We start from the raw sequence: 23,223 nt of genomic DNA on the forward strand, positions 1-23,223 counted from the left end.
TACGTACGGCAAAACAGTAACCAGCGGGAGCGCTGCGCGGGCCGAGACGGCTCAACGCGTGGCAAGCAGGCGCGCGGCGAGGGCGACGTCGAGCTCGGTGTCGATGTCGATGCCCTCGTCCTCGTGCATCACGAACAGGCCGATCCTGCCGCCGAGGCGGTTGTCGTGCTGCTCGTAGATCTCCGTGCGGGTGACGTAGAGCGAGCCCGTCTCGCGGTAGCGGCGGGTCTCGTCGGTCAGGTCCTGGCGCCGCGGTCGCGCCGCGACGTCGTACGTCGCTCTCGGTGGGTTGCCCGCCTGCCAGATGAACGGCGGCTGCTCGACGACGCCGACCATCGAGTCGACGTGGGTCGCGTCGAACTCGGCGAGGGCCCGGGTGAGCGTGTCGTCGTGACGCACCGGCGAGGTGGCCTGGAGGAGCATGACGGCGTCCGGTCGCCCGCGATCGATGGTCATCTGCTCGATCGCGTGCCGGACCACCGGCTCGGTGGGCGTGGCGTCCTGGGCGAGCTCGTCAGGGCGCAGCCACGGGACCCGCGCGCCGGCCGCCCGGGACACCTCGGCGATCTCCTCGTCGTCGGTGGAGACAAGCACGTCGAGGCCCGGCACGGCGAGAGCCTGCTCGATGGTCCAGACGATCAGCGGCTTGCCCCCGACGTCGAGCAGGTTCTTGCGGGGCACGCCCTTGGAGCCGCCGCGCGCGGGAATCACGCACAACGTCATGACGCGGCCTCGACGAGGATCTCGGCGATCCTCCGCGCAGGCTCGACATCTGGCCGTGCCGGGGCGGGCGTGGGGTCGGAGCCGAGTCGGTGCATGCCGTAACGCTCCCAGAACTCGCCGAGCCAGGCGGGCGGTCTCGGGAAGTCGACCCATGCGTCACGGCCCTGTGCCGCCGCCTCCAGGACGCCGGTCGAGAAGACGCTCACGATGGGGGCCTCGAGCTCGACCAGCGGCCGGCCGCTCCGGTCGACCCTGATCCCGGCTCGTTCGTACGCCGCGAGCACCGCGCGCGAGGTGATGTCCCGCTCGCTGGGGTGCGGCCGGTAGACGGCGCCGTGCGCGCGACAGGTGGTCAACGCTGCGTGGGCCAGTCGGGCGCGCGGGATCTCCGCAGCGTGACCCTGGCCGAGGTAGGTCAGCGGCCCGTCGATCGAGGAGGGCGCGCGGGCGCCCGTCACGAGACCCGCTCCCCACAGCAGCTGGCTGCCAACGACCTGCACGTCCACGTCCTCCCGCCCGGTGGCCCAGAAGGCCCCGTCGGACTCGCTCCACGCGAGCAGGCGCGCGCACCGCGGCAGGGGAGGGGCGTACGGCGTCAGCGCGCCGTGCTGCGAGACGAAAAACGGCAGGTCGCTGTCGTCGGCCAGGGCGAATGCCGCCGCGCCGATCTCGGTGAAGTGGCCTGCGGCGAGCACGGCGGCGGGATCGACCAGCGCGGGCAGCTCGGTGAGCGGGACCGTGGTCCGGCCGTGCCCGGCGTACCGCATGGGTGATTCCCAGCCAACTGGCGCGACGATCGCGGTTCGCTCGACGGACACGTGCTCGAGCGGCGCGATCACAGCATTCGCGAAGCTCGCGTGGGTTGCCTCGACGGCGACCAGGAGGTCGGCCCCTGCCCTCGGGCGAAGTACGTCCACGAGGGCGGCCGGCCCATCCCGGAGCAGTCCACGTGTCGAGCGATAGACGTGGCGGATCGCGTGACGCGACTCGTGCCAGCGCCGCCACGCGGCCAGGTCTTCCGGGTACTTCAGACCGTGTCCCATGCTGCCTCCAGGAGCGGCACGCGGTGATCGAAGGTGTGCTCGGCGAGTGTCCGCTCACGACCACGGTCGGCAATCGCGCGCGCCCAGCCGCGGTCGACCTGAGCACGCCGGCTCAGCTCGACCAGCTCGTCGTCGGACTCGAAGACGAGCACCTCCTTGCCGGGCTCGTACACCTGCGCGACATCGGGCCTGTCGATGAGCTGCAGGCCGCCGGTACCGGGAATCTCGTAGGTGCGCATGGTGAACCCGTCCTGGTCCGTGTGCGAGTTCAAGGCCGCCACTGCGCCGGCCGTGATGCCGTACGCGACTGCACGGGGGACGTCTCGACCGTTCGGCACATCGGGGCTGCGCACGCGCCACGTGCGGAGGCGGTCCACCGCATGTCCGGACCAGTCGCGCCCGTAGGCCTTGACCCGTATGCCGGACCGGTGCAGGGCGAGGAGCAGGCGTTGCCGCTCGGGGTAGCGCGCGCCGACGAAGACCACCTCGTCGCTCGGTCGGGGATCGAAGGGCAAGGAGTGGTCGAAGGCATCGAGGACGTGGCCCACCCGCAGGCCCCGCATCTTCAGCGAGTGCACGTCATGGGGGGAGTAGGAGACGATCGAGGGCCGCGAGGCGATGACTGCTTCGTCGAACTGCATGCGAGCCAGCTCGTCGTAGAGCCAGAGCAGCTGGCGGGCACCGGAGGCATCGACCGCCTCCCAGTAGTCCCCCCCGAGCGAGTCTCCCTTCACGGTGACGACGACGTCCGGTCGAGTGCCGACGACGGCATCGACGGCAGCCGCAGTCTGCGCCTGGGCCAGGAGCTTGGCCCCGAAGTCGCGCCCGGTCACGCGATCCGGGAGCTCGCGCACCAGCTTGTGGCGGACCTTGCTGGCGCGGCTGGCATTCAGGTCGTACTCGTGCAGGAGCGCGATGTGGCCGCGGCGTCTCAGTGCAGACGCGATCGACCCTCCATAACCGTGGAACGCGGGGGCGACGACAAGGATGCGCTTGGTCACGGGACCTCACCCCTCGAACGTCGTCGGGCGCATTCATCGAAGAGTGCGAGCCAATGATCGATGACCTGGCCCTCGCTGTACCTCTCCACCGAGTCTCGCGCCGCAGCCCCTCGTGCCTGCCGCTGCGCTGCGTCCACCATGAGCTCGCGCAGAGCGGTCACGTATCCCTCGAAGTCGTCTTGGGGAACGAGCGCGCCGGTTGCCGGCGACACAAGTTGCCGCATCCCGGCCGAGCAGTCGAACGCGACCGTCGGGACACCGTGCGCCGACGCTTCGAGCACTGCCATGGGGAAGCCTTCGTACTCCGACGACATGAGGTTGACAGCGGCTCCGTCGAGGACGTGGGAGACATCGTTCGTGCGGTGGTGCAGGTGGACGCGGTCGTCGAGGCCGAGGTCGTCGACCATGGTCTGGAGCTCTTCACGGAGGTCGCCGGACCCGTAGAGGTGCAGTGTCCACGCCCGCAGCGCCGGCAACTTCGTGGCCTCGTCGAAGGCGTTGATCATCACGTCCAGACGCTTCTCACGCGCATACCTGGTGAGGGTAACGGCGACTTCGCGGGAATGAGCGGCACGCGGCTCCGCCGGGATCTGGGCGATGTTAGCGATCGCCGAGCACGGTACCGGAAGAAGGTCCTGGAATCTCTGGGCATCTTCTTCGGTCAGGGTGACGAACGCATCGAGGTCGCCGAAGTACTCGGGCATGTCGTCCAGCTGTCCCGTCGCACGAGCGCCGTCGTAGGAGCTGTGGTGTTGCCCTATGACGATGGGCCCGTGCGCGGCAGGACGGTACCCGCTCTCACTCAACATTCGCTTGGGTCCGACGTTCGTGAAGATCACCACGGAGCTGCTGTCGAGCGGCTCCAGCAGGCGCCGTGCGCGACGGAGCCCGTAGACGGCGTCCACCCTCTTCCGTAGGAGCAGCTGCAGCCCGCGCAGCTTCTGCGCGAACCCGGTTGCCTCGCGGAAGACGGGACGGCGGTGCGCGTCAGTGAGCCTGAGGACCGATCGCGTATCCAGGTCCGTCGGGCTGACGCCGGGCACCATCGAGATGAAGTCCACAGCCACACCTCTGCGCGCGAATGCCCGTCCCAGCAGCTCTGTCGCCCTCCCGCACCCGCCGTCCTCGGGAAACTGCCAGAGGACGAAGGTGACGTGCTTGGGCTGTCTGGCGGTGCAGGTGCTCACGCCCTCCTCCGGGGCAGAAGCATCGAGCCCATCGAACGCAGGTGGTCGAAGTCGCGTCGATATCCGGGGGCGGCCATGGCGGCGACGAAGATCAACACAACCGTCGACGCCGCCACCGCGACCTGTAGCCATGGGGCGTGGTCGCCGACCGCTCCGACCGTACGGCGGCCTGCCGCACCCGCCACCAGAGCGACCGCTGCAGTCCGCAATCCGCTCCTGAGCAACCCTCCGACGGCGAAGTGACCCTGGCGGTGCGCGAAGTGCAGAGCGAGCGGCCAGCCAAGCGCGGCGGCAGCCGCAGCCGCCGCGGCGACGCCCTCCACGCCGTAGTTGCTACCGAGAACCAGGAGAAGCACGGTGATCACCGTGGCCGACAGGTTGTAGCCGGTGATCGCGCTGCCGAGTCCTCGGACGCTGAACAACCAGGTGGCTGGCGTGGACAGGCAAGAGGCGCCCGCGCCCACAGCGACCCAGACGACGAGCGCTGACGCGGAGCTCCATTGGGGTCCAAGTGCCAGCTCGACGAGCGGCACTGCGCCGGCGACGATGGTCGCGGCGGCCGCCATGATCGGGTAGGACAGCGCGACCTGCCCCTTCTGGGCTGCGTTGAGCAGTCGTCGGTCGTCGGCGCCGGCCGCGATGAGCACTGGTACGGCCACGGTGGCGAACGGCCCCTGGATTTGCGTGAGTGGTGTCCTTACGAGCTGGACGCTGCGGGTGTAGGCGCCGAGTGTCTGCGCTCCGAACTGATGTCCGACGATGACGTTGTCCACGTTGCGACTGACATAGGCCATCACGCTTCCGAACACGAAAGCTGAACCGAGACGAACGAACCCGGCTACCTCGGTCGACCGGTCGTACCGTCTCGGTCGCCACCGGCACACGACGACCAGCAGCACCAGCGTGATGATGCCGGAGGCGACTTGCTGGGTGACGAGCGCCCAGTAGCCCGCACCCGCGAACGCCAGGCTGATTCCGATCGTCAGTGCGAGCCCCGCGCTGAGCACGTCGAACCACGCGAGCGTGCCGAACTTGAGACGGCGCAGCAGGTCGACCCGGTACTGCGCACCGAGCCCGCTCAGCATGAATGTCGGAGCAAGAGCCAACGTGATCATGGTGAGCTCGGGCCTGTCGTACAAGTGCGACAGCAGCGGAGCGCACGCCATCGTCAAGACCGTGAATGCCGTGCCGAGACCGGCATTGAGCCAGAAGAGGTTGTCCCGCTCCCGTCGTGACAGCGTCTCCGCCCTGACCGCGGCGGCACCGAGCCCGAAGTCGCGAAGGAACTCAGCCAGGCCGATCACAGCAAGGACCATGGCCACCAAGCCGTAGTCGCGAGGAGTCAGCAGGCGCGCCAGCACGACAACGGACGAGACCTGCAGCACGAGACGAGCCAGCTGCGACACACCCGTCGCTGCAGCGCCTCGGACCGCCCGGCGGGCAAGGTTGCCCGCCTGGGTGGTCGGTTCCATGCCGGCAATCGTAGGTGAGGCGTGGGGGCCACTGGCACGCATTGCGCAGGATCGCCAGACGCGGGGAGCTTCAGACCTAGGCTGCCTCCATGCAGCGATCCCCCGGACTCGTGTCGATCGTGATCCCATGCTTCGACGCAGGTGCGACACTGGGCGAGACGTTGGAGAGTGCATTACGCGCCGGCGACTGCGAGGTTGTCGTGGTCGACGACGGATCACGCGACGAGCTCACCCTGGACGTGCTCGCTGACTTGCCCAGGGACGTGCGCTTGATTCGGCAGGACAACGGCGGCCTCCCGAGTGCGCGGAATGCGGGGATCGACGCGGCTCGGGGAGAGTTCATCCTGCCCCTGGATGCCGATGACCTCATTGACAGCCGGTACCCCGACGAGGCGCGCGACGTCCTGATGGACCGTCCGGATGTCGGCATCGTCTACTGCCGCGCCGACCTCTTCGGTGCCGCGTCCGGGCCCTATGAGCTCGCGGAGTTCAGCCTCGACGAGATTCTCGTCGAGAACTGCATCTTCTGCACCGCCCTGTTCAGGAAGGACGACTGGGGCACTGTCGGCGGCTACAACGAGCGGATGCGTCGGGGGCGAGAGGACCATGACTTCTGGCTCAGGCTGCTCGGGCTCGGGCGGGAGGTCGTGCGCCTGGACGGGACCTACTTCCACTACCGGATCCGGCCCGGCTCCATGAACACCGGCTATTCGCGGGACGAGTACGTCGAGATCTACAGCGAGATCTTCCGCGACAATGCCGACCTGTACCTCGAGAACATCGAGGCGATCATGCGCCATCGATTCGCGCTGATGGACCAGCTGAACGACTACCAGCACCGGTATGGACGTCTGGAGCGGCTGGTCTCTGCCCATCCTCGTGCGTACGACGCGCTCCGTGGGGCGCGGCGGGCACTGCGTGACCGGCGGCGAGCGAGCGACGAGCCCACCTGAGGGCCTTCTTCTCCACGAGGAACCAGCTGAGGGCTGCCAGGCCCAGGGTGATCGCAAAGATCGTCAACACCCACGCCGAGACCGCCCACACGCCCCGAGGCAGGCAGAGGTATGCCATCAGCTGCGTGACCGGGAAGGCGTAGAGGTAGGTGCCGTACGAGACGTCCTCGCGTGCGATGACCCGCGGGCACGGCAGCCTGAGGCCGATGGCGAGGAGCGCGTAGGCCAGCAGCGGCGCGCACAGCTGGAGCCCGTAGGCAGGCTGCACGAGCACCACGGTCGCCCCCAGGGCCAAGCACGTGATTCCGGTCCTGAGCCGTAGCTGGTCCAGCGGCCTGAACGCCTGCACAACCGCGCCCCCGAGGAAGAGCGGTAGCAGGCGGACGAAGCCCCGGACCAAGAACGGCGCGTCAGGGGCAAGCCGGAGGAGAGCGACGTGTGCGGCCGTGGCGACCAGCCACGCAAGGCCCCATCGAGCCCAGCTCGCGTGACGGAACGCGCGTGTCAGGACGAGGGCGCCGACGACCAGGTAGCACGCGAACTCGTGCGAGAGCGTCCACAGGGACGCGTTCCACTCACCGGGGTAGTGGCCGACGTTCGGCGTCCCATTCACGGAGGATTGCGTCACGAGGAGTCCGGCATTGGCCACCACGTAGACCAGACCGTCATCCACGAGGTCGAGGCGCGAGGTCGCCGCAGGAGCGATCACCACGCCGGTGACGACCAGGCACACCCAGTAGGCGGGCAGGAGCCGCATCGCCCGGTGTCGGAGGTAGGTGGCCGTGGGCAGCCGATCCGCTGACCGCGTCACGAGGTATCCGGAGATGCAGAAGAACCCGGCAACCGCCCAGTAGCCGAGGTCGGTGTGGGGAAGGGCTGGGACGCCAGCCACTAGCAGCGCGTGCGCCAAGAGGACGGCACTGGCCAGCACGAGGCGCATGAGGTTCAGGCCGTTCAAGCGCTCGAGTGCCTTCGGCGGGGAGCTGGTCACTTCGCGAATGGTAGGTGCGCGCGACGTTGCCGGTACCGGGTTCGCAAATCAGGGTGACTCGAAGCCAGCTTTGGTGAGACAGGCCGTGCGGTAGCGTCCCCGCGTGCCGCGCGCACACGGGTCGTCCTCGGACGGCTGCGCCTGGCCGCCGAGGATCGCTCCAGGTCCACGTACTACCGCTGGGGGTACGGGCGCAGCTTCCCCGGGAGGAGCTCGATCGAGGCGCGGGTCAGCTCGCTCGACGCTCGCTCGGGCAGGGGTGACATTCCCAAGTCGCCGGACGCCTGGAACGCGCAGTACGCCTCCGACGGGTAGGCGTTCCTCAGTGGCATCGAGGAGCTGGGCCACTACTCGGTGATTGTCGGGTACGCGTCGTGGTTCCGCCCTCGCGGGACTGTCCTCGACGTCGGATGCGGCGCAGGGGTGCTCCATGATCGTCTCCTCGCCGTGGGCTACGGCGGAGTGGACATCTCCGAGGTGGCGGTGCAAGCGCTCCAGGGCAGGGAGCTGCCCGGCGCCGAGTTCCACGCGGTCGACGCCGAGACCTTCACGCCACGGACTGACGTCGACATCCTCGTCTTCAACGAGAGCTTGGCGTACTTCAAGGACCCCGCGGGGTAGTTCGACCGGTACATGGGACACCTCTCGGGCGACGGCGTGGCGATCGTTTCGTGTCATCTCCAGTCACCCCGGGCAGCCGCTGTGCTCCGTGACCTGGAGGCCCGGTGGACGACACTCGACGCGACAGAGGTCCGTCACGGGGCCACGTCGTGGAGGGTTGCAGCATTCGCAGGGACCCGGCGAGCCTGACGACGAGGTCAGCGGGCTGCGAGGTGGGCGCGGATCGCATGTCCGATCTGGTCCCACATGAGGTCACTCGTGTGATGGGCCCGCACGTGCGCCTGCCCCCTCGACGCCAGGGCCAAGCGCCTCTCCGGATCATGCAGCAGGCCGACGAGGGCCTCACGGAGCTCATCGACCTCCCCGACCCCAGGCATGGAGGCCGTGTCGTCCGGTGAGAAGTACTCGGACATCGCGTCGGTGCGTGACACCACGACCGCGCATCCCGCGGCGGCCGCGTTCAGCGCGACGGTCTGGCCCGTGGGATAGGCGAAGTCGTGGGTGGGGACCACCACGACCTTCGTGCGCTGCAAGAGGTCGCGGTAGCGGTCGGGGCGGAGGACGCCGAGAGGTCGGACGTTCTGGGGCAGCGTGAGCGCTCGCAACCTCTCGGGCACGGTCAGCACGTCGATGAGCAGATCCGTGCCGGCGGCCGCAAGGAGTGTCTTGTAGTCGCGTCCCCGGTCCACCCCGACAGCCAGGACGTCGACGTCCCTCGACGCTCCGACGTCGCCGGTGAAGAAGGCGGTGGGTACCCCGAAGGTGACCTCAACGAGCTGCTCTGGTCGCGCACCGTGGGCGAGGAAGATCTCCTCCTGGTTGCCGCTCAGGTAGAAGATCAGGTCTGAGGCTTCGATGACCCGACGCACGCGCGTGACTGTGCGCTCGTCGCCTGACCTCAGGTCCTCCGCCGCCCAGCACACCATCGAGTAGAGCGGGTGACGTCGGTACGGTCCCGGGACGCGTCTCAACAGGGCTGGAAGCTCTGCCCAGTGCTCCCAGACGGCCAGGGTCGCGTCGGTGCGCCCAGCGGCGGGCCACGCCCGCAACGGCTGGAGCCGGATCCCGGACCGGTGCTCGACGACGTCGATGATCTTGTGACGCGGGAGGCGTGGTGCCTCCACCGGACGGATGCCGTGATTCTCGAGCCGCTCCATCCCGTACGGGAGCCGGGTCGGCCGCTCCTGGCGATGGAACTCACGGCTGTGCAGGTCCAGGCTGACGTCGCTGATGACGTTGAGGCTGATCGTCGCCCTCCCGGGCCGGACGACGACGTCCTCAACGGTCATGGTGCGCGATCCTAGATGGTCACGCCGCGCGCGCTCCGGTGGCAGGGCGCACGCACGGGAGACGCGGCGACGAGAGCCTGGGACAAGGACACCCCGGTCAGTCCGCGCGCTGTGGTGACGGTGAGGAACTCGTTCAGGAAAGCCGCCCTGTCGATTACGGGCTCGGGGCCGTCGTCGACGCCGTCGCACGGGCCCGCGAAGCCGTCGTGCGCGAGGACGATGGCTCCGGGGTGGGTGTCATCGAGCGCGAGGCGCAGCCTCTCCTCGGGGTCGAGGTCCCGCCAGTCGTTGAAGGTCGGTCCCCACAGGACGGATTCCAGACCCGCCTGATGGATGCCCGTCCATGCTCGGATGCCTTGGGCGCCGTAGGGCGGACGGAACCACCGCATGGGTCTTTCGGTGAGGTCCTCGAGAGTGTGCCGCGCTGCCCGAGTGCGGTCGCGGACCTGTCGCGCGGTGAACAACGTGAGCCGCCGGTGGTCCGGTCCGTGGACGGCGACCTCGTGCCCGCCGGCGACGACCTCGGCAAGCAGGCCGGGGTTGATGGCGGCGCGGTTCGAGAGCACGAAGAACGTGGCGGTGGCCCCGTGGTCGCGCAGCACCTCCAGGATCCTGTCCGTGGTGCCGGGGGTGGGCCCATCGTCGAACGTCAGCACGACCTCCGGGCGCGACGTCTCCACGCCGACGATGGAGGTCGCGACGCGGTCGAGTCCGGGGGCGGCCGGCAGCACGCGAGCCGCTACCCGGTCCAGCGGATGGGGTCGCACGGAAGGACGAGAACGGTCCCAGGTGCCGACGGCGGAACGCTGGCCGGCGGCACCCGCCGCCTCCACCGCGCCAGCCGCGAGCCGGCGGCCGACCTTCTCGGGCACCGCCGCAAGCAGCATGTCCACCACCTTGCCGGCGTTCCGCGCGCCGCGAGGCGACCGCAGCGCCTGCGAGGCCACCCCGGTCATCACGCTCCAGGCCGAGGTGCCCGTCGTGCGGTCGGGGTACGCGTCGGGGTGCCGGTTCTCGAAGTCGCGCAGCGTCGATCCGGAGAGGAAGGCGCGTTCGGTGCGGTCCGCCGCGCTGGTCGCCGGGCCCCTGTGCTCCACCTCGAGCCGTGGATCGATGACGATCTCGACGCCGGATGCCGCCAGCCTGTAGCCGAGGTCCGAGTCCTCCCGGTAGCCGAGGGACGCGTCGAAGCCGCCGGCGGCGTCGTACGTGTCCTTGGCGACCGAGTTGCACGCGGCCCAGTGCTGCCAACGGTCCCTGGCCGGACGGGCGTACGCGGCGGCGAGCAGCCGCGCGTTCGCCCTCGAGCCGTACGCCGATGCGTACGGCGACGACTCGAACACGTCACGCGTCATGCTGATGACGCCGAGCGGAGCCGCACCTGAGGGACGGCCGGTGTGGTGGGCGAGGTGTCCGGACAGCAGCCACCGAGGGAGCGTCAGGTCGTCGTCACAGCGGAGGACGAACACGCCTCTCGCCGCGGCGTAACCGGCCCGTAGCGCGCCCGAGACGCCGACGGAGTCCTCGAGGCGCAGGGTCCGGATCGGCAGGACGTCACGTGCCCGATCCAGGACGGCGACCGTCTGGTCCGTCACGCCGTCGAGCACCACCACCCACTCCCACGGACTCTCGATGTCCTGGCCGAGCAGCGACTCGATCAGGCGAGGGAGCCGGACCGAACCTGATCGGGTGGCGGTCACGACGGACAGCAGCGGCGCCGATCCTTCGGCGGCAGCGGCGGCCGGGACGTCACCGTCGCTGGGCATCCGCTGGGTCACGCAGGTGAACGTACCAAGACGGGTGGTGGTGAATCGTGGTCCTCGCCCCGGCTCGGCCTAGGCCCCGGTGAGGGACTCGTCTGCTCGACCGAGCTCCTCGACGATCTCCGCGACGAACTGTTCGACGCTGCGCTCGCCTGCGGCGGTACCACCAGCCATCAGGCCGTCCGCGCCGAGCAGGACCGCCCCAGGGGCGCCGACGGAGAAGATCCGACGGACGTTGTGCTCCGGCTCGACCGTCGTCAGGACCTTCTGCTGCGGCAGGTCCAACCCGGGCTGAGGGTGGACGGCGACGACCCCGACCGCCGGTGCCAGGTCTTCTGCCCAGGCGTCGAGCTTCTCGGCGGTGCGCACGCACGGCGCGCAGTGCGGGTTGAGCACCACCAGGAGCCGGGCCTGCGTCGACGCGAGCTCGGCGAGGGTCGTCGTCGTTCCGTCGGGCATCGTCAACACGCCGTACGGGATGGGGCGACGCTCGTACTCGGCCCCGGGCTCGCCGACCGTCGGGGATCCGGCGTCTGCGGGCCGCTCGAGGATCGTGACGACGACGACCACGGCGGCAAGTGCTGCGGTCAGGGTCCACCAGTCCTGGCCACGCAGATCCCGGACTGCTTCCGGAGCCGACCCATCATTCAGCCCGATCCAGACCGCGACCCCCGACAGCGTGAGGAGGAGGATGTTGCGGGCCAGCGTCATCCGACCGACGGTGTGGCCACCGAGCACGCCGAAGCAGGCGCAGTCCACGGGCTCGCTCAACATGAGGGCGCGGCCGATCAGCCAGGTGTAGACCGCCATGGTCGTGGCGACGAGACTGCCCACGACGACGAGCGGAGCGCTGGGGGACAGAAGCAACAGCGCGCCCAGGACGCCCTCGACCCAGGGCACGAGCCGGCTCGCTGCCTGCCTCGGGACGACCGACGGCACCCGGAGCGACACGAAGCCGTCCGCGAACGCCGACGGGTCGCGCAGCTTGGCCACGGCGCTGAGGGCGAGCACTGCCGCCAGGGTCAGCAGCACGAGCAACGAGGCCGCCGGCGCGCTGGACATGCCCCGCATCGTAGGAGCAACCGCGTTGCGAACTGGGGTGAGTCAGGCCACACAAGTCGACCAAAGTCGCACCGTGCTGAGTCCTGTTGTTACCCAATAGTGAATAGCCGCCTCCTACCGTTGCAGACAACTAGGCGGCCGTGGGGGTTCGCCGGAACTGTGGGGGCTCATCAAGATGCCGATCAACACGAACGCGCTCGAGACCGTACGACCTTCTCGCCGATCCGTGGTGCGCGGTGCCGCCTGGAGCGTGCCGGTCATCTCGGTCGCTGCCACTGCCCCCGCCTTCGCCGCGTCGCCTTGCGACAACCGCCCGGGGACCGTTCTCGCATGGAACGCCGCGAACGTGACGCACCAGCGTGAATCGCTCGTCCGCGCGATCACAAAGTACGACCCGGACGGAGCCGTGGGCACGATCCCGGAACTGACCTTGACGACGTCAGTTCTCTACTCCGGACAGATGGGATCGGGTTCAGAGTTCGGAGGCCAGACCAACGACACTTTGCAGGTTCAGAACAACGTCGGCGGCCTCAGCCAGGCAGGGCTAGTGATGTACCAGTCGACGAAAGCCACTGGCGCAGGCCAGTACGCGGACCGGGGCGCATACACGTTCACGTTCTCGCGTCCGGTGTCCAACCTCGAATTCACTGTCACTGATATCGACTCCAATGGGAACCAGTACCGCGACGCGCTCGAGCTCACGTCCGGCTTCTCGGTCGTGTCCAAGCCCGCGACGCTGACGGGTGCTGGCACGAGCTCCGACCCCTTCCGGCCAGTCAACGACGCGGCGCCTACCAACGACTTCACAGGAAGCGCCGGAAATTTGCGGGTCAAGTACGCAGGGCCCATCAGTTCCTTCACCATCACCTACTGGAACCAGTCCGCCAACCTGGGGAAGAAGGCTTCCACCTTCGACAACCAGCAGGCCGTGTTCCTCGGAAGTCTGACGTTCGACTACAAGCCCTGCTGATTGGGCTCGGGTCTCGGCCGCCCGTGCACGACGGAGAAGACTGCGTGTGCCATTCATGAGTCGCGGTGCTTGAGACACCTCGCGACGCTCAGCGGGTGCGCGGCTGCGGTCAACGGCGAGCGCAACGCTCCGGAGGACAACGCCATCCGGAAGGTCCGTGCCGTCTCGGTGAGCTGAGCCCAGGTCTGCCTAACGGCTCGACCGAGTCCGCTCCGCCAGCGCCACCGCGGCGCGCTGCACGACCGGCAGCTCCTCAGGATCGCGCGCGGCCTCGTGCGGCACCGCGCCACCGAGCAGTCCTGCAGGGGTGGTCAGCCAGATCCACGCCCGCCACGGGTCGACGCCCGCGGACAGGAGCGTCTCGAGGACCGCGAGCAGCTCGGCCCGCACCTCGCCGGCGCTGTCGAGCTGGAACGACGGGACGAGGGTCGCGCCGTCTTGCTGGACCAGCAGCAGCGTGCGCCGCGAGGCCGCCTTGTGCAGCGCGAAGCGGGCCGCGTCGACCGACAGGCCGCGCAGCGCCGCGACGCCGGCGTAGTCGAGCCAGCCGTCGGCCAGCAGCGCCGACCGCACCCGTGCCTCGCGGCGGAGCCGCACGAGGTCGACAGGGACGGCGACGGACGGGTCGTCGCCCTGCGCACGCAGCTGCCGGTCGAGGTCGGCCAGGCGCTCGGCGCTGAGCGGCTCGACCGTGGCCGGCTCGCGCCAGCGCACCACGCCATCGGCGCGGTCGTAGGTCGGCAGGCCGGCGGCAGCCAGCTGGTCGGCGAGACCGAGCTGCTCCAGCCAGGCGGCCAGTCGCTCGCCGGTGTCGCCGTCGGGGTGTCCGGACACGGCGACGCCTACTTGTTGGCCTTCCGGGCCCGCGAGGCCGTCTTGGCCCGCGCGTTGGCGTCGAGCACGACCTTGCGGATGCGGACCGTCTCGGGCGTGACCTCGACGCACTCGTCCTCGCGGCAGAACTCCAGGCACTGCTCGAGCGAGAGCCGCTTCGGCGGGATCAGCTTCTCGAAGTTGTCGGAGGTGGCGGACCGGATGTTGGTCTGCTGCTTCTCCTTGGTGATGTTGACGTCCATGTCGTCGGCGCGCGAGTTCTCGCCGACGATCATGCCCTCGTAGACCTCGGTCGTCGGCTCGACGAAGAGCACGCCACGCTCCTGCAACGACGTCATGGCGTACGCCGTCGCCGCACCGGCGCGGTCGGCGACCAGCGAGCCGTTGTTGCGCGAGCGGATCTCGCCGGCCCAGGGGTGGTAGCCCTCGGAGATGTGGTGGGCGATGCCCGTGCCGCGGGTCTCGGTGAGGAACTCGGTGCGGAACCCGATCAGGCCGCGCGAGGGGACGACGAAGTCCATGCGGACCCAGCCGGTGCCGTGGTTGGTCATGCCCTCCATGCGGCCCTTGCGGGTCGCGAGGAGCTCGGTGATCGTGCCGAGGTACTCCTCCGGGGCGTCGATGGTGAGCCGCTCGAAGGGCTCGTGGACCTTGCCGTCGACCTCGCGGGTGACCACCTGCGGCTTGCCGACGGTGAGCTCGAAGCCCTCACGGCGCATCTGCTCGACGAGGATCGCCAGCGCCAGCTCGCCGCGGCCCTGCACCTCCCACGCGTCGGGACGCTCGGTCGGCAGGACGCGCAGCGACACGTTGCCGACGAGCTCGGCGTCGAGGCGGTCCTTGACCAGGCGGGCAGTGACCTTGGCGCCCTTGACCTTGCCGACCAGCGGCGAGGTGTTGGTGCCGATCGTCATCGAGATCGCCGGCTCGTCGACGTGGATGAGCGGCAGCGCGACGGGGTTCTCGGCGTCGGCGAGGGTCTCACCGATCGTGATGTCCGGGATGCCGGCGATGGCGACGATGTCGCCGGGGCCGGCGGACTCGCCGGGCTTGCGCTCGAGGCCCTCGGTGACGAGGAGCTCGGTGATGCGGACGTTCTTGACCTCGCCGTCGCGACGCATCCAGGCGACGGTCTGGCCCTTCTTCAGGGTGCCCTGGTGCACGCGCAGCAGCGCCAGGCGACCGAGGAACGGCGAGGAGTCGAGGTTGGTGACGTGGGCCTGGAGCGGGGCGCCCTCGTCGTACTGCGGGGCGGGGATGGTCTCGAGGATCGTCTTGAAGAGCGGCTCGAGGTCGGTGCCCTCGGGCATCGTGCCGTTCTCCGGCTGCTCGAGCGAGGCGATGCCGGCCTTGCCGGAGGCGTACACGACGGGGAAGTCGAGCGCGTCCTGGCTGTGGGACTCGTCGAGGAGGTCCATGAAGAGCTCGTAGGACTCGTCGACGACCTCGGTGATGCGGGCGTCGCTGCGGTCGGTCTTGTTGACCACCAGGATCACGGGCATGTCGGCGTTGAGCGCCTTGCGGAGCACGAAGCGGGTCTGGGGGAGCGGGCCTTCGGAGGCGTCGACGAGCAGCACGATGCCGTCGACCATCGACAGGCCGCGCTCGACCTCGCCACCGAAGTCGGCGTGGCCGGGGGTGTCGATGATGTTGATGACCATCGGCTGGCCGCCGCCGGCCGGACCGGCGTAGTGGACCGCGGTGTTCTTCGCGAGGATGGTGATGCCCTTCTCGCGCTCGAGGTCACCGGAGTCCATGACGCGGTCGGCGACGCTCTCGGCCTGGTGGGCGGTGAAGGCGCCGGCCTGGCGGAGCATCGCGTCGACCAGCGTGGTCTTTCCGTGGTCGACGTGGGCGACGATCGCGACGTTGCGCAGGTCGGAGCGGGACTGGGTGGGCATGCAGGGGCCTTCCGGGCGAAAACGAGGCGACACGATCAGGGGCCGCGCCGGGCGCGGCCGTCACGGCCGCAGCGCACAGGATTCTAGTGCCCGACGCTCCAGATCCGAGAGTTCGCGGCCACGGGAGGGCAGCGCACCCCGGCGAGCTCTCCGCCAGGGACGGGTTCGAGAAGATCGAAAACGGTCACGCGCCAGTCGAAAGTGGGGTAGTCAGGTATCCGTAGTGGTGTCCGTGGGGGACGCCGCCGAGGGTGGGGGGATCCCGGAGTGACCAGTGCTGACGCCGACCTGAATCCTGTCGGGCGGACCTCTCGACGGTCCGTGACGCGCGCCGCGGCCTGGTCCGTGCCCGTGGTGGCGGTTGCCGCCACGGCGCCCGCGTACGCCGCGTCGCCGTGCGACGCTCGGCCCGGTGCCGTGGACTGGAGCAACGCCTCACGCTTCAAACGCGCCAACGCCGCGTCCGCGACGTACACGATCCAGGACCCCGATGGCACGGGGCCCGGGCAGGCGCTGGTGCTCACCATCACCAACACTTTCCTGGGGTCCAACACCCACCTGGGCGACCAGCTCTCCACGATCTTCTCCGGTTGGGGAGCCAACGACAACCTACGCACGACCACCGGTGTCGGCGGTTCGGGCAGCGGGGCGACCAGCTTGCAGCTGCACCAGTCGCCGTCGTCGAATGACGCCAAGGTCAGCACGTGGTCGACGACCTCCAACAAGTCGATCACCACGTTCACCTTCAGTCGGCCGGTGACCAACCTGTCGTTCACACTGCGCGACATCGACTCTGCGCAGCAGGATTTCTGGGACGGGATCGCACTCGCCGGAACCCCGTTCACAGCGGGCAAGGCCAACGCGAGCTATCTCGACGGCACGGGCGCGCTCGACAACCCGTTCCGTGCCAACGGCAACAACCGCGGCGTCGGGGACAGCAGCACGGACGGCAACGTGACGATCACCATGGCGAGTGTGACCTCGTTCGAGTTCCACTACTGGAACCTGTCCCACTCGTCGGCGCTCTTCGTGGACGGCGACCAGAAGGTCTATCTCTCCGGCTTCTCGTTCGACTACAAGCCCTGCTGACGCTCGCGGGCTACCGGCTGTCGGACCGGCGAGGTAGACCTGTCCCATGGCGAACACTCGGGCGACCCGCTGCACCTTCATCCCACCCTGGCTCGCGGAGCGGGTGGACGGACCCGACGCGGTCCTGCGGGACGAGGCGTTCCGCGCCCAGCGTGGCGTGACCGGCCTGCCGCACGCGACCGTGGCGCCGGCGGGGGCCGCGTGGACCGTGCACGACGGCGGGTCGACGACCGACCTGCCGGGCCGGTCCGCCCGTTCCGACGGCGAGCCCGCCACCGGTGACGCCGCCGTCGACGAGGCAGCGGACGGCATCGAGGCCACGCTCGCGATGTGGGCCGAGGACCTGGGGCGCAGCTCGTTCGACGGGGCCGGGGCGCAGGTCAGCCTCACCGTCCACTACGGCTCCCGCTACAACAACGCGTTCTGGGACGGCACCCAGCTGGTCTTCGGCGACGGCGACGGTGAGGTCTTCGAGCGCTTCACCAAGCCGGTCGACGTGCTCGCCCACGAGTTCGGCCACGGCGTCGTCGAGCACACCTGCAACCTCGTCTACCGCGGCCAGTCCGGCGCGCTCAACGAGTCGGTCGCCGACGCGTTCGCCGCCTGCCTCAAGCAGCGTGTCCTGGGCCAGCAGGCCGCCGACGGCGACTGGCTCATCGGCGAGGGGATCTTCCGCCCGTCCGTGCAGGCACGGGCGCTGCGCGACATGGCCGCTCCCGGCACGGCCTACGACGACCCCGACCTCGGCAAGGACCCGCAGGTCGGGCACATGGACGACTTCGTGGTCACCACCTCCGACAACGGCGGCGTCCACCTCAACTCCGGCATCCCCAACCGGGCCTTCCAGCTCGCCGCCGTCGCCATCGGAGGCACGGCGATCGCCGGCGCGGGCCAGGTCTGGTACGCCGCCCTCACCGGCGGCGACGTCCCGGAGGACTCCGACTTCGCCACCTTCGCGGCGGCCACGGTCGCGGCGGCCGGGCCGCACGCCGACGTCGTACGCCAGGCGTGGGCGCAGGTGGGGGTCGTCCCGGCGGACGCCGTCGGTGCTCCCGTCCCGCAGCCGCCAGGGCAGTCGGCGGCCGGGGTGCTGCGGGTGGAGCGGTCGGGTGGCTTCGCAGGCCGCACCGAGACGGCGGAGGTCGACCTCGACGACGACGACGAGCCGGACCTGCGTGACCTGGTCGCTGATGCCGGGCTGGCGTCCGACGACCTCCGCGAGGGCGACCCGACGACCAAGCCCGACATGTTCCTCTACTCCTTCACCCTCGGCGAGCGCACCGTGCGCGTGCCCGAGCACCGGCTCACCGCGAGCCAGGCCGAGCTCGCGCGCCGCGTCCTGCGCCGCAACCAGTTCTGAGGAGACCACGATGCGGATCACGGTCGTCGAGGGCGACATCACGACGCAGGACGTCGACGCGGTGGTCAACGCCGCCAACCGCGGCATGCGCGGCGGCCGTGGCGTCGACGGCGCGATCCACGCCGCAGGCGGGCCGGAGGTGCTGGAGGACTGCATCCGCCGCTTCCCTCACGGCCTGGCCACCGGCGCCGCGGGGTGGACCACAGCCGGCCGGCTCCCCGCCCGCTGGGTGATCCACGTCGTCGGGCCCAACTACGGCGCCGGCGAGCGCGACCGCTCGTTGCTCACCTCCTGCTACTCCGGTGCCCTCGCCGTCGCCGACGAGCTCGGTGCACGGTCGGTCGCCTTCCCGCTCGTGAGCGCCGGGGTCTACGCCTGGCCGCGCGACGACGCCATCCGGGCCGCGATCGACACGTTGCGCAGCACCCCGACCGAGGTCGACGAGGCGAGGCTCGTGGCCTTCGGCAGGTCGGCCCACGACCAGATCGCTGCCGCCCTGGCCGGCTGACCCTCCTTCGGGGTGTCGGCGCGGTCCGGTGCGCGGCAGTAGGTTCACCGCATGCCGCGACTGAGGCGCACCTTCCCCGACCAGCCCGGCTGGACCCGGCGCAAGTCCGGCAAGGGCTTCACCTACCTGGACGAGCACGGCGCCAAGCTCGACCCCGAGCAGGCGCAGCGCTGCAAGGACCTGGTGATCCCGCCGGCCTGGAAGGACGTGTGGATCACGCCCTACCCCAACGGCCACCTGCAGGCTGTCGGCACCGACGACGCCGGGCGCAAGCAGTACCTCTACCACCCGCAGTGGCGCGCCAGCCGCGACGCCGCGAAGTTCGACCGGATCCTCGTGTTCGGCAAGGCGCTCTCGAAGGCGCGCGAGCGGGTGCTGGCCGACATCGGGGCCGAGGGCATGTCGCTGGAGCGCGCGTGCGCGGTCGCCGTACGACTCCTCGACCTCGGCTACTTCCGGATCGGCAACGACGTCTACACCGACACCAACGGCTCCTTCGGGCTGACCACGATGCTCAAGGAGCACGTGTCGAAGACCAGGGAGGGCCTGCGGTTCACGTTCGTCGGCAAGTCCGGGATCGAGCACGACATCACCATCGACGACCCGGCAGCCATGCAGGCGCTCGACGGGATGCGACGGCGACGCGGCGGCGGCGACCGGTTGCTGGCCTGGAAGGACGGCAGCCACTGGAAGGACCTCGGCTCCGCGGACGTCAACGACTACATCCGCACGTGCTTCGGCATCGACGCCACGGCCAAGGACTTCCGCACCTGGCACGCCACGGTCATCGCCGCCGACGCGCTGGCGAAGACCGACGAGCCGGGCCAGACCAAGGCCTCCCGGAAGCGCGCGGTCTCCGCGGCGATGAAGGAGGTCTCGGAGTTCCTCGGCAACACCCCCACCCTGGCGCGCACGTCCTACGTCGACCCGCGCGTGGTGGAGGCCTACGAACGTGGCCGCACGGTCAAGGTCCGCGGGAAGTACGACACCGACGACGCCCGGCAGGCCGCGCTCGAGCGGGCGGTCCTCAAGCTGCTCACCGGCTGACCGGGCACTTCCTCGCGCTGGACGGTACTGACCGGGCACTTCCTCGGGGAGGAAGTGCCCGGTCAGCGTGCGTCTCGGGGAGGAAGTGACCGGTCAGCCGTTCTCCACCACGTAGTCGATGGCCGACGTCAGCTTCGCCACGTCAGCCGGGTCGATCGCGGGGTACATCGCGATGCGCAGCTGGTTGCGACCGAGCTTGCGGTAGGGCTCGGTGTCGACGATGCCGTTGGCGCGCAGGGTCGCGGCGATCGCGGCCGCGTCGATCGCGTCGTCGAAGTCGATGGTGCCGATGACGAGCGACCGGTCGGCGGGGTCGGTGACGTACGGCGTGGTGTACGCCGTCCGCTCGGCCCAGCCGTAGAGCGCGTCGGAGGAGGCGGTGGTCCGCTCGACCATTCCCTTGAGGCCACCCTGCGCGTTCATCCAGTCCAGCTGCTCGGCCATCAGGAACAGCGTCGCGACGGACGGGGTGTTGTAGGTCTGGTTCTTCGCGGAGTTGTCGATCGCCGTCGGCAGGTCGAAGAACGGTGGGATGTAGCGGCCGGACCCGGCGACCTCCTCGGCCCGAGCCAGCGCGCGCGGCGACATCAGGGCGATCCAGAGGCCGCCGTCGGAGGCGAAGCACTTCTGGGGCGCGAAGTAGTAGGCGTCCACCTCGGTCAGGTCGACCGGCAGGCCGCCGGCGCCGGAGGTGGCGTCGACGAGCACCAGGGCGTCGTCGGCCACGCCGGCCGGGCGGTGCACGGGCGCCATCACGGCCGTCGAGGTCTCGTTGTGCGCCCAGGCGTAGGCGTCGACGCCGTCCTCGGCCACGGCGTCCGGGCGGGAGCCGGGCTCGCTGGTGATCTCCGACGGCTCGGCCAGCCACGGGGCCTTCCTGGCCGAGGTGGCGAACTTGGAGGAGAACTCACCGAAGGACAGGTGCTGGCTCTTCTCACGGATCAGGCCGAAGCAGGCAATGTCCCAGAAGGCGGTGGCGCCGCCGTTGCCGAGCACGACCTCGTAGCCCTCGGGCAGGTCGAACAGGGCGGCCAGGCCCTCGCGCACGCGGCCGACCGTCCTCTTCACCGGCGCCTGCCGGTGGGAGGTGCCCATCAGCTCGGAGCCGGTCGCGGCGAGCGCGTCGAGGTGGCTGGTCTGGATCTTGGAGGGACCCGCGCCGAAACGGCCATCGGCGGGCAGGAGCTCGGCGGGGATCTGCAGGGCGTCGGTCATGGGGGAACCTCGGGTCGTGGCGGGTACGGCGGGTCCTGACGACGCTGTCAGCGAAGTGCCTATTGTGGCACCCGCAGACGCACGTCTCACGATGGGGGATCCAGCATGAACACCGAAGGCTCGCCGGGGCTGGGCAACCAGTCGACGGTCCGGACCGTGGCGCGCGTCGCAGCCGTGGCGCTGCTCCTCGTCGGCGCGGTGCTCGGCTTCATGGGGGTCTCGGCGTTCGTGGCCGACTTCCAGTCGATGGACGGTGGCCCCGGGCCGATCCTCACCGCCGCCGCCGGAGGGTTCTGCATCGTCTTCGGCCTCGCCGCGGCCAACGTCGGCTGGCTGCGCACCCAGGCGTCGTACGTCGCCGGCGAGACGATGCCGGTGGTCAAGGACTCCGCCACCTACCTCAGCGACGGTCGCGGCATCGCCGGCGTCGGCCGCACCGAGGAGGCAGCCGCTGCCACCGGCCCGTACTGCCGCCAGTGCGGCACCCGCAACGACGCTGACGCGCGCTTCTGCGACTCCTGCGGGCAGTCGCTTGCCTGAGCGGCCCGCCCGCCTGGTCGTCGAGCGCCTGCCCATCACCCATCCCGACGCCCAGCTGCTCGTCGAGGCGGTCCAGGAGGAGTACGTCGCCCGCTACGGCGGTCGCGACGAGTCGCCGGTCGACCCCCGCGACTTCGAGGACCCGCTCGGGCGGTTCTTCGTCGGCTACCTCGACGGCGTGCCCGTCGCGACCGGTGCGTGGCGTCGCAGCTCCGTGAAGGCGCTCGGGGCGGAGGTCACCGCCGAGGTCAAGCGGATGTACGTCGTCCCGGCCGCCCAGCGGCGTGGCCTGGCGCGGCAGATGCTGGCGCACCTCGAGTCGACCGCAGCGGCGGCCGGGATCGAGGCGCTGGTGCTCGAGACCGGCATCGCCCAGCCGGAGGCCATCGCCCTCTACGAGTCGGCGGGCTACGTGCCCGTCCCGGGGTTCGGCTACTACTGCGGGTCCGAGCTGAGCCGCTGCTTCGGCCGCCGGATCTGACTGGCTCTGTGCCGGCGGTGGTGACGCGTCCGCCGGAACCTGATCCCCGCTGTGCCAGGTCCCCGTAGCCTTGCCGACGTGACTCGCGGACTCATGCTGAACGACGCCGACTGCGGCTTCTGCATGCGCACGGCCCTGCTCGTGCACCGCCTCGGCGTCGACGTCGACAGCTCGACGATCCAGGCCGCCGACCTCGCCGGGCTCGGTGTCGACCCGGTGCGCGCAGTGGTCGAGATGCCGTACGTCCATCCTGACGGCCGGGTCAGCTACGGCCACCGCGCCTTCGCATCGATTCTCCGCACCGGCCCCGTCCCGTGGCGCTTGGTCGGGCGGCTCCTCGAGTCCCGCGCGGTGGACCCGGTGGGCCGCCGCGCCTACGCGTGGGTGGCCGCCAACCGACACCGCATGCCGGGTGGCACCGCCGCCTGCGAACTACAGCGTTGATGTTCTGACGATCCCCGGACGGTGCCTCGCGGTGCCGCATACGGTCCGTGTGCCACACGTGATCTTTGGGGAAGGTGGGACAGCGCGATGCGACGGTCGGTGCACGCGGCGATGCGGGTCGCGGGGACCTGCGCGCTGCTGGTGGGACTCGTCGCCGGCACCATGACGCCGGCCACGGCTGACGACGTCACCGGCCGACGCGGCACCGTCACGTCCTCCGCGCCCTACCTGATGCCGCTCGAGCCGTACGCCGGCTACCAGCCGCAGACCACCTGCAAGCGCCGCCCCAAGCCGGGCGTGCTGCTGCTCGCCGACTGGCTGGTCGCCCGGGGCGGTGGCTACGGGCCGATCAGCCGATCCTGCGGCGGATCGAGCACCAGCGAGCACAAGGAGTCGCGCGCTTTCGACTGGCTCCTCGACGCGAACAGCCCGACCGACCAGGCGCTCGCCGCGGCCCTGCTCGACGAGGTCTTCGCCCCCGACGACCTCGGCCAGCCGCACGCGCTCGCCCGCCGGATGGGGATCATGTACATCATCTGGGACGACACGATGTACGCCTCCTACGAAGGCTTCGCGCCCAGGCGCTACCTCAGCTCCGGCTGCCGGAGCCGGCGCTCCTGCTCACCGACGCTGCGCCACCGCGACCACATGCACATCTCCCTGACCCGTCAGGGAGCCAAGGGCCTGACGTCCTGGTACGTCGCCCAGCCCTCGGCCTGACAGACGAAT

At 70.0% G+C, this 23,223-nt stretch carries 22 protein-coding genes and 1 pseudogene; 11 read left to right on the forward strand and 12 right to left on the reverse strand.

The genetic code is table 11. The annotated features are described in order from the left end of the window. Window positions 1–51: 51 nt before the first annotated feature. From ASC64_RS02740 to ASC64_RS02760, 5 genes are read right to left on the reverse strand one after another with little or no spacing between them, the layout of a single operon-like run. Window positions 52–711 (reverse strand): acylneuraminate cytidylyltransferase family protein, encoded by a 660-nt coding sequence (locus ASC64_RS02740; RefSeq protein WP_235563486.1) that lies wholly within the window; start codon window positions 709–711, stop codon window positions 52–54. Between the two features lie 8 nt (window positions 712–719). Beyond that, complete coding sequence (locus tag ASC64_RS22465) at window positions 720–1,766, reverse strand: hypothetical protein (RefSeq protein WP_056905961.1); 1,047 nt, start codon at window positions 1,764–1,766, stop codon at window positions 720–722. Beyond that, window positions 1,751–2,767: a CgeB family protein gene (locus ASC64_RS02750; protein ID WP_056905962.1), complete on the reverse strand. Its 1,017-nt coding sequence runs from the start codon at window positions 2,765–2,767 to the stop codon at window positions 1,751–1,753. The genes ASC64_RS22465 and ASC64_RS02750 overlap by 16 nt, the downstream gene beginning before the upstream one ends. After that, window positions 2,764–3,954, reverse strand: coding sequence for a glycosyltransferase (locus ASC64_RS02755; protein ID WP_056905963.1), 1,191 nt, complete (start codon window positions 3,952–3,954; stop codon window positions 2,764–2,766). Before ASC64_RS02755 ends, ASC64_RS02750 begins: the two co-directional genes overlap by 4 nt. Next, entirely contained in the window at window positions 3,951–5,426 is a 1,476-nt protein-coding gene (locus ASC64_RS02760) for a lipopolysaccharide biosynthesis protein (protein ID WP_056905964.1), read from the reverse strand. The genes ASC64_RS02755 and ASC64_RS02760 overlap by 4 nt, the downstream gene beginning before the upstream one ends. 89 nt (window positions 5,427–5,515) lie before the next feature. On the opposite strand from ASC64_RS02760, the gene ASC64_RS22625 reads away from it, so the two are divergent. After that, a complete protein-coding gene (locus tag ASC64_RS22625; RefSeq protein WP_082550195.1) occupies window positions 5,516–6,379 on the forward strand; it encodes a glycosyltransferase family A protein in 864 nt (287 codons plus the stop codon). A 34-nt stretch (window positions 6,380–6,413) separates the two neighbouring features. Here the strand turns inward: ASC64_RS22625 and ASC64_RS21485 are convergent. Then, a pseudogene (locus ASC64_RS21485) lies at window positions 6,414–7,370 on the reverse strand (acyltransferase family protein); the annotation flags it as partial. A gap of 354 nt (window positions 7,371–7,724) precedes the next feature. Here ASC64_RS21485 and ASC64_RS02770 point away from each other — a divergent pair. Then, window positions 7,725–7,991 carry a class I SAM-dependent methyltransferase gene (locus ASC64_RS02770; protein ID WP_056905966.1) on the forward strand — a complete coding sequence of 89 codons (267 nt, stop codon included), beginning with the start codon at window positions 7,725–7,727 and terminating at the stop codon, window positions 7,989–7,991. Between the two features lie 197 nt (window positions 7,992–8,188). Here the strand turns inward: ASC64_RS02770 and ASC64_RS02775 are convergent, their stop codons facing one another. From ASC64_RS02775 to ASC64_RS02785, 3 genes are all read right to left on the reverse strand, one after another. Further along, entirely contained in the window at window positions 8,189–9,148 is a 960-nt protein-coding gene (locus ASC64_RS02775; protein WP_162245763.1) for a glycosyltransferase family protein, read from the reverse strand. 143 nt (window positions 9,149–9,291) lie between these two features. Next, complete coding sequence (locus tag ASC64_RS21490; RefSeq protein WP_082550140.1) at window positions 9,292–11,058, reverse strand: polysaccharide deacetylase family protein; 1,767 nt, start codon at window positions 11,056–11,058, stop codon at window positions 9,292–9,294. A gap of 57 nt (window positions 11,059–11,115) precedes the next feature. After that, entirely contained in the window at window positions 11,116–12,105 is a 990-nt protein-coding gene (locus ASC64_RS02785) for a TlpA family protein disulfide reductase (RefSeq protein WP_056905968.1), read from the reverse strand. A gap of 175 nt (window positions 12,106–12,280) precedes the next feature. Here ASC64_RS02785 and ASC64_RS02790 point away from each other — a divergent pair, with 175 nt between their 5' ends. Beyond that, window positions 12,281–13,075: a hypothetical protein gene (locus tag ASC64_RS02790; RefSeq protein WP_156384977.1), complete on the forward strand. Its 795-nt coding sequence runs from the start codon at window positions 12,281–12,283 to the stop codon at window positions 13,073–13,075. Window positions 13,076–13,264: 189 nt separating this feature from the next. Here ASC64_RS02790 and ASC64_RS02795 read toward each other — a convergent pair whose 3' ends face one another. Then, the gene (locus ASC64_RS02795) at window positions 13,265–13,909 is read right to left on the reverse strand and encodes a hypothetical protein (protein WP_056905970.1); all 645 of its coding nucleotides are present in this window, start codon (window positions 13,907–13,909) and stop codon (window positions 13,265–13,267) included. Window positions 13,910–13,917: 8 nt separating this feature from the next. Next, the gene (gene typA, locus ASC64_RS02800) at window positions 13,918–15,810 is read right to left on the reverse strand and encodes a translational GTPase TypA (RefSeq protein ID WP_056905971.1); all 1,893 of its coding nucleotides are present in this window, start codon (window positions 15,808–15,810) and stop codon (window positions 13,918–13,920) included. 321 nt (window positions 15,811–16,131) lie between these two features. On the opposite strand from typA, the gene ASC64_RS02805 reads away from it, so the two are divergent. From ASC64_RS02805 to ASC64_RS02820, 4 genes are read left to right on the forward strand one after another with little or no spacing between them, the layout of a single operon-like run. Next, window positions 16,132–16,899, forward strand: a complete 768-nt coding sequence (locus ASC64_RS02805) for a hypothetical protein (protein WP_056905972.1) — start codon at window positions 16,132–16,134, stop codon at window positions 16,897–16,899. Window positions 16,900–16,945: 46 nt separating this feature from the next. Continuing rightward, a complete protein-coding gene (locus ASC64_RS02810; protein ID WP_082550141.1) occupies window positions 16,946–18,259 on the forward strand; it encodes a protealysin inhibitor emfourin in 1,314 nt (437 codons plus the stop codon). A gap of 10 nt (window positions 18,260–18,269) precedes the next feature. Next, window positions 18,270–18,767 carry an O-acetyl-ADP-ribose deacetylase gene (locus tag ASC64_RS02815; RefSeq protein WP_056905973.1) on the forward strand — a complete coding sequence of 166 codons (498 nt, stop codon included), beginning with the start codon at window positions 18,270–18,272 and terminating at the stop codon, window positions 18,765–18,767. A gap of 51 nt (window positions 18,768–18,818) precedes the next feature. Continuing rightward, a complete protein-coding gene (locus ASC64_RS02820; RefSeq protein ID WP_056905974.1) occupies window positions 18,819–19,814 on the forward strand; it encodes a DNA topoisomerase IB in 996 nt (331 codons plus the stop codon). Between the two features lie 93 nt (window positions 19,815–19,907). Here ASC64_RS02820 and serC read toward each other — a convergent pair whose 3' ends face one another. Further along, a complete protein-coding gene (serC, locus tag ASC64_RS02825; RefSeq protein WP_056905975.1) occupies window positions 19,908–21,029 on the reverse strand; it encodes a phosphoserine transaminase in 1,122 nt (373 codons plus the stop codon). 105 nt (window positions 21,030–21,134) lie between these two features. Here serC and ASC64_RS02830 point away from each other — a divergent pair, with 105 nt between their 5' ends. The 4 genes from ASC64_RS02830 (at window position 21,135) to ASC64_RS02845 (ending at window position 23,214) form a co-directional block, all read left to right on the forward strand. Then, a complete protein-coding gene (locus tag ASC64_RS02830; protein WP_056905976.1) occupies window positions 21,135–21,569 on the forward strand; it encodes a zinc ribbon domain-containing protein in 435 nt (144 codons plus the stop codon). Next, a complete protein-coding gene (locus ASC64_RS02835) occupies window positions 21,562–22,050 on the forward strand; it encodes a GNAT family N-acetyltransferase (RefSeq protein WP_235563487.1) in 489 nt (162 codons plus the stop codon). The genes ASC64_RS02830 and ASC64_RS02835 overlap by 8 nt, the downstream gene beginning before the upstream one ends. Before the next feature lie 78 nt (window positions 22,051–22,128). Next, window positions 22,129–22,494 carry a thiol-disulfide oxidoreductase DCC family protein gene (locus ASC64_RS02840; protein WP_156384979.1) on the forward strand — a complete coding sequence of 122 codons (366 nt, stop codon included), beginning with the start codon at window positions 22,129–22,131 and terminating at the stop codon, window positions 22,492–22,494. Between the two features lie 87 nt (window positions 22,495–22,581). Beyond that, entirely contained in the window at window positions 22,582–23,214 is a 633-nt protein-coding gene (locus ASC64_RS02845; RefSeq protein WP_056905978.1) for a hypothetical protein, read from the forward strand. Window positions 23,215–23,223: the final 9 nt, after the last annotated feature.

It is taken from the genome of Nocardioides sp. Root122 (assembly GCF_001425025.1).
In the GTDB taxonomy this organism is placed as follows: domain Bacteria; phylum Actinomycetota; class Actinomycetes; order Propionibacteriales; family Nocardioidaceae; genus Nocardioides.

Coding starts and splice junctions, on each gene's coding strand:
- ASC64_RS02760 (WP_056905964.1), bottom strand. CDS start 5,426: ATGGAACCGACCACCCAGGCGGGCAACCTTGCCCGCCGGGCGGTCCGA.
- serC (WP_056905975.1), bottom strand. CDS start 21,029: ATGACCGACGCCCTGCAGATCCCCGCCGAGCTCCTGCCCGCCGATGGC.
- ASC64_RS02810 (WP_082550141.1), top strand. CDS start 16,946: ATGGCGAACACTCGGGCGACCCGCTGCACCTTCATCCCACCCTGGCTC.
- ASC64_RS02790 (WP_156384977.1), top strand. CDS start 12,281: ATGCCGATCAACACGAACGCGCTCGAGACCGTACGACCTTCTCGCCGA.
- ASC64_RS02820 (WP_056905974.1), top strand. CDS start 18,819: ATGCCGCGACTGAGGCGCACCTTCCCCGACCAGCCCGGCTGGACCCGG.
- ASC64_RS02785 (WP_056905968.1), bottom strand. CDS start 12,105: ATGTCCAGCGCGCCGGCGGCCTCGTTGCTCGTGCTGCTGACCCTGGCG.
- ASC64_RS02775 (WP_162245763.1), bottom strand. CDS start 9,148: ATGGAGCGGCTCGAGAATCACGGCATCCGTCCGGTGGAGGCACCACGC.
- ASC64_RS02815 (WP_056905973.1), top strand. CDS start 18,270: ATGCGGATCACGGTCGTCGAGGGCGACATCACGACGCAGGACGTCGAC.
- typA (WP_056905971.1), bottom strand. CDS start 15,810: ATGCCCACCCAGTCCCGCTCCGACCTGCGCAACGTCGCGATCGTCGCC.
- ASC64_RS02830 (WP_056905976.1), top strand. CDS start 21,135: ATGAACACCGAAGGCTCGCCGGGGCTGGGCAACCAGTCGACGGTCCGG.
- ASC64_RS22625 (WP_082550195.1), top strand. CDS start 5,516: ATGCAGCGATCCCCCGGACTCGTGTCGATCGTGATCCCATGCTTCGAC.
- ASC64_RS22465 (WP_056905961.1), bottom strand. CDS start 1,766: ATGGGACACGGTCTGAAGTACCCGGAAGACCTGGCCGCGTGGCGGCGC.
- ASC64_RS02845 (WP_056905978.1), top strand. CDS start 22,582: ATGCGACGGTCGGTGCACGCGGCGATGCGGGTCGCGGGGACCTGCGCG.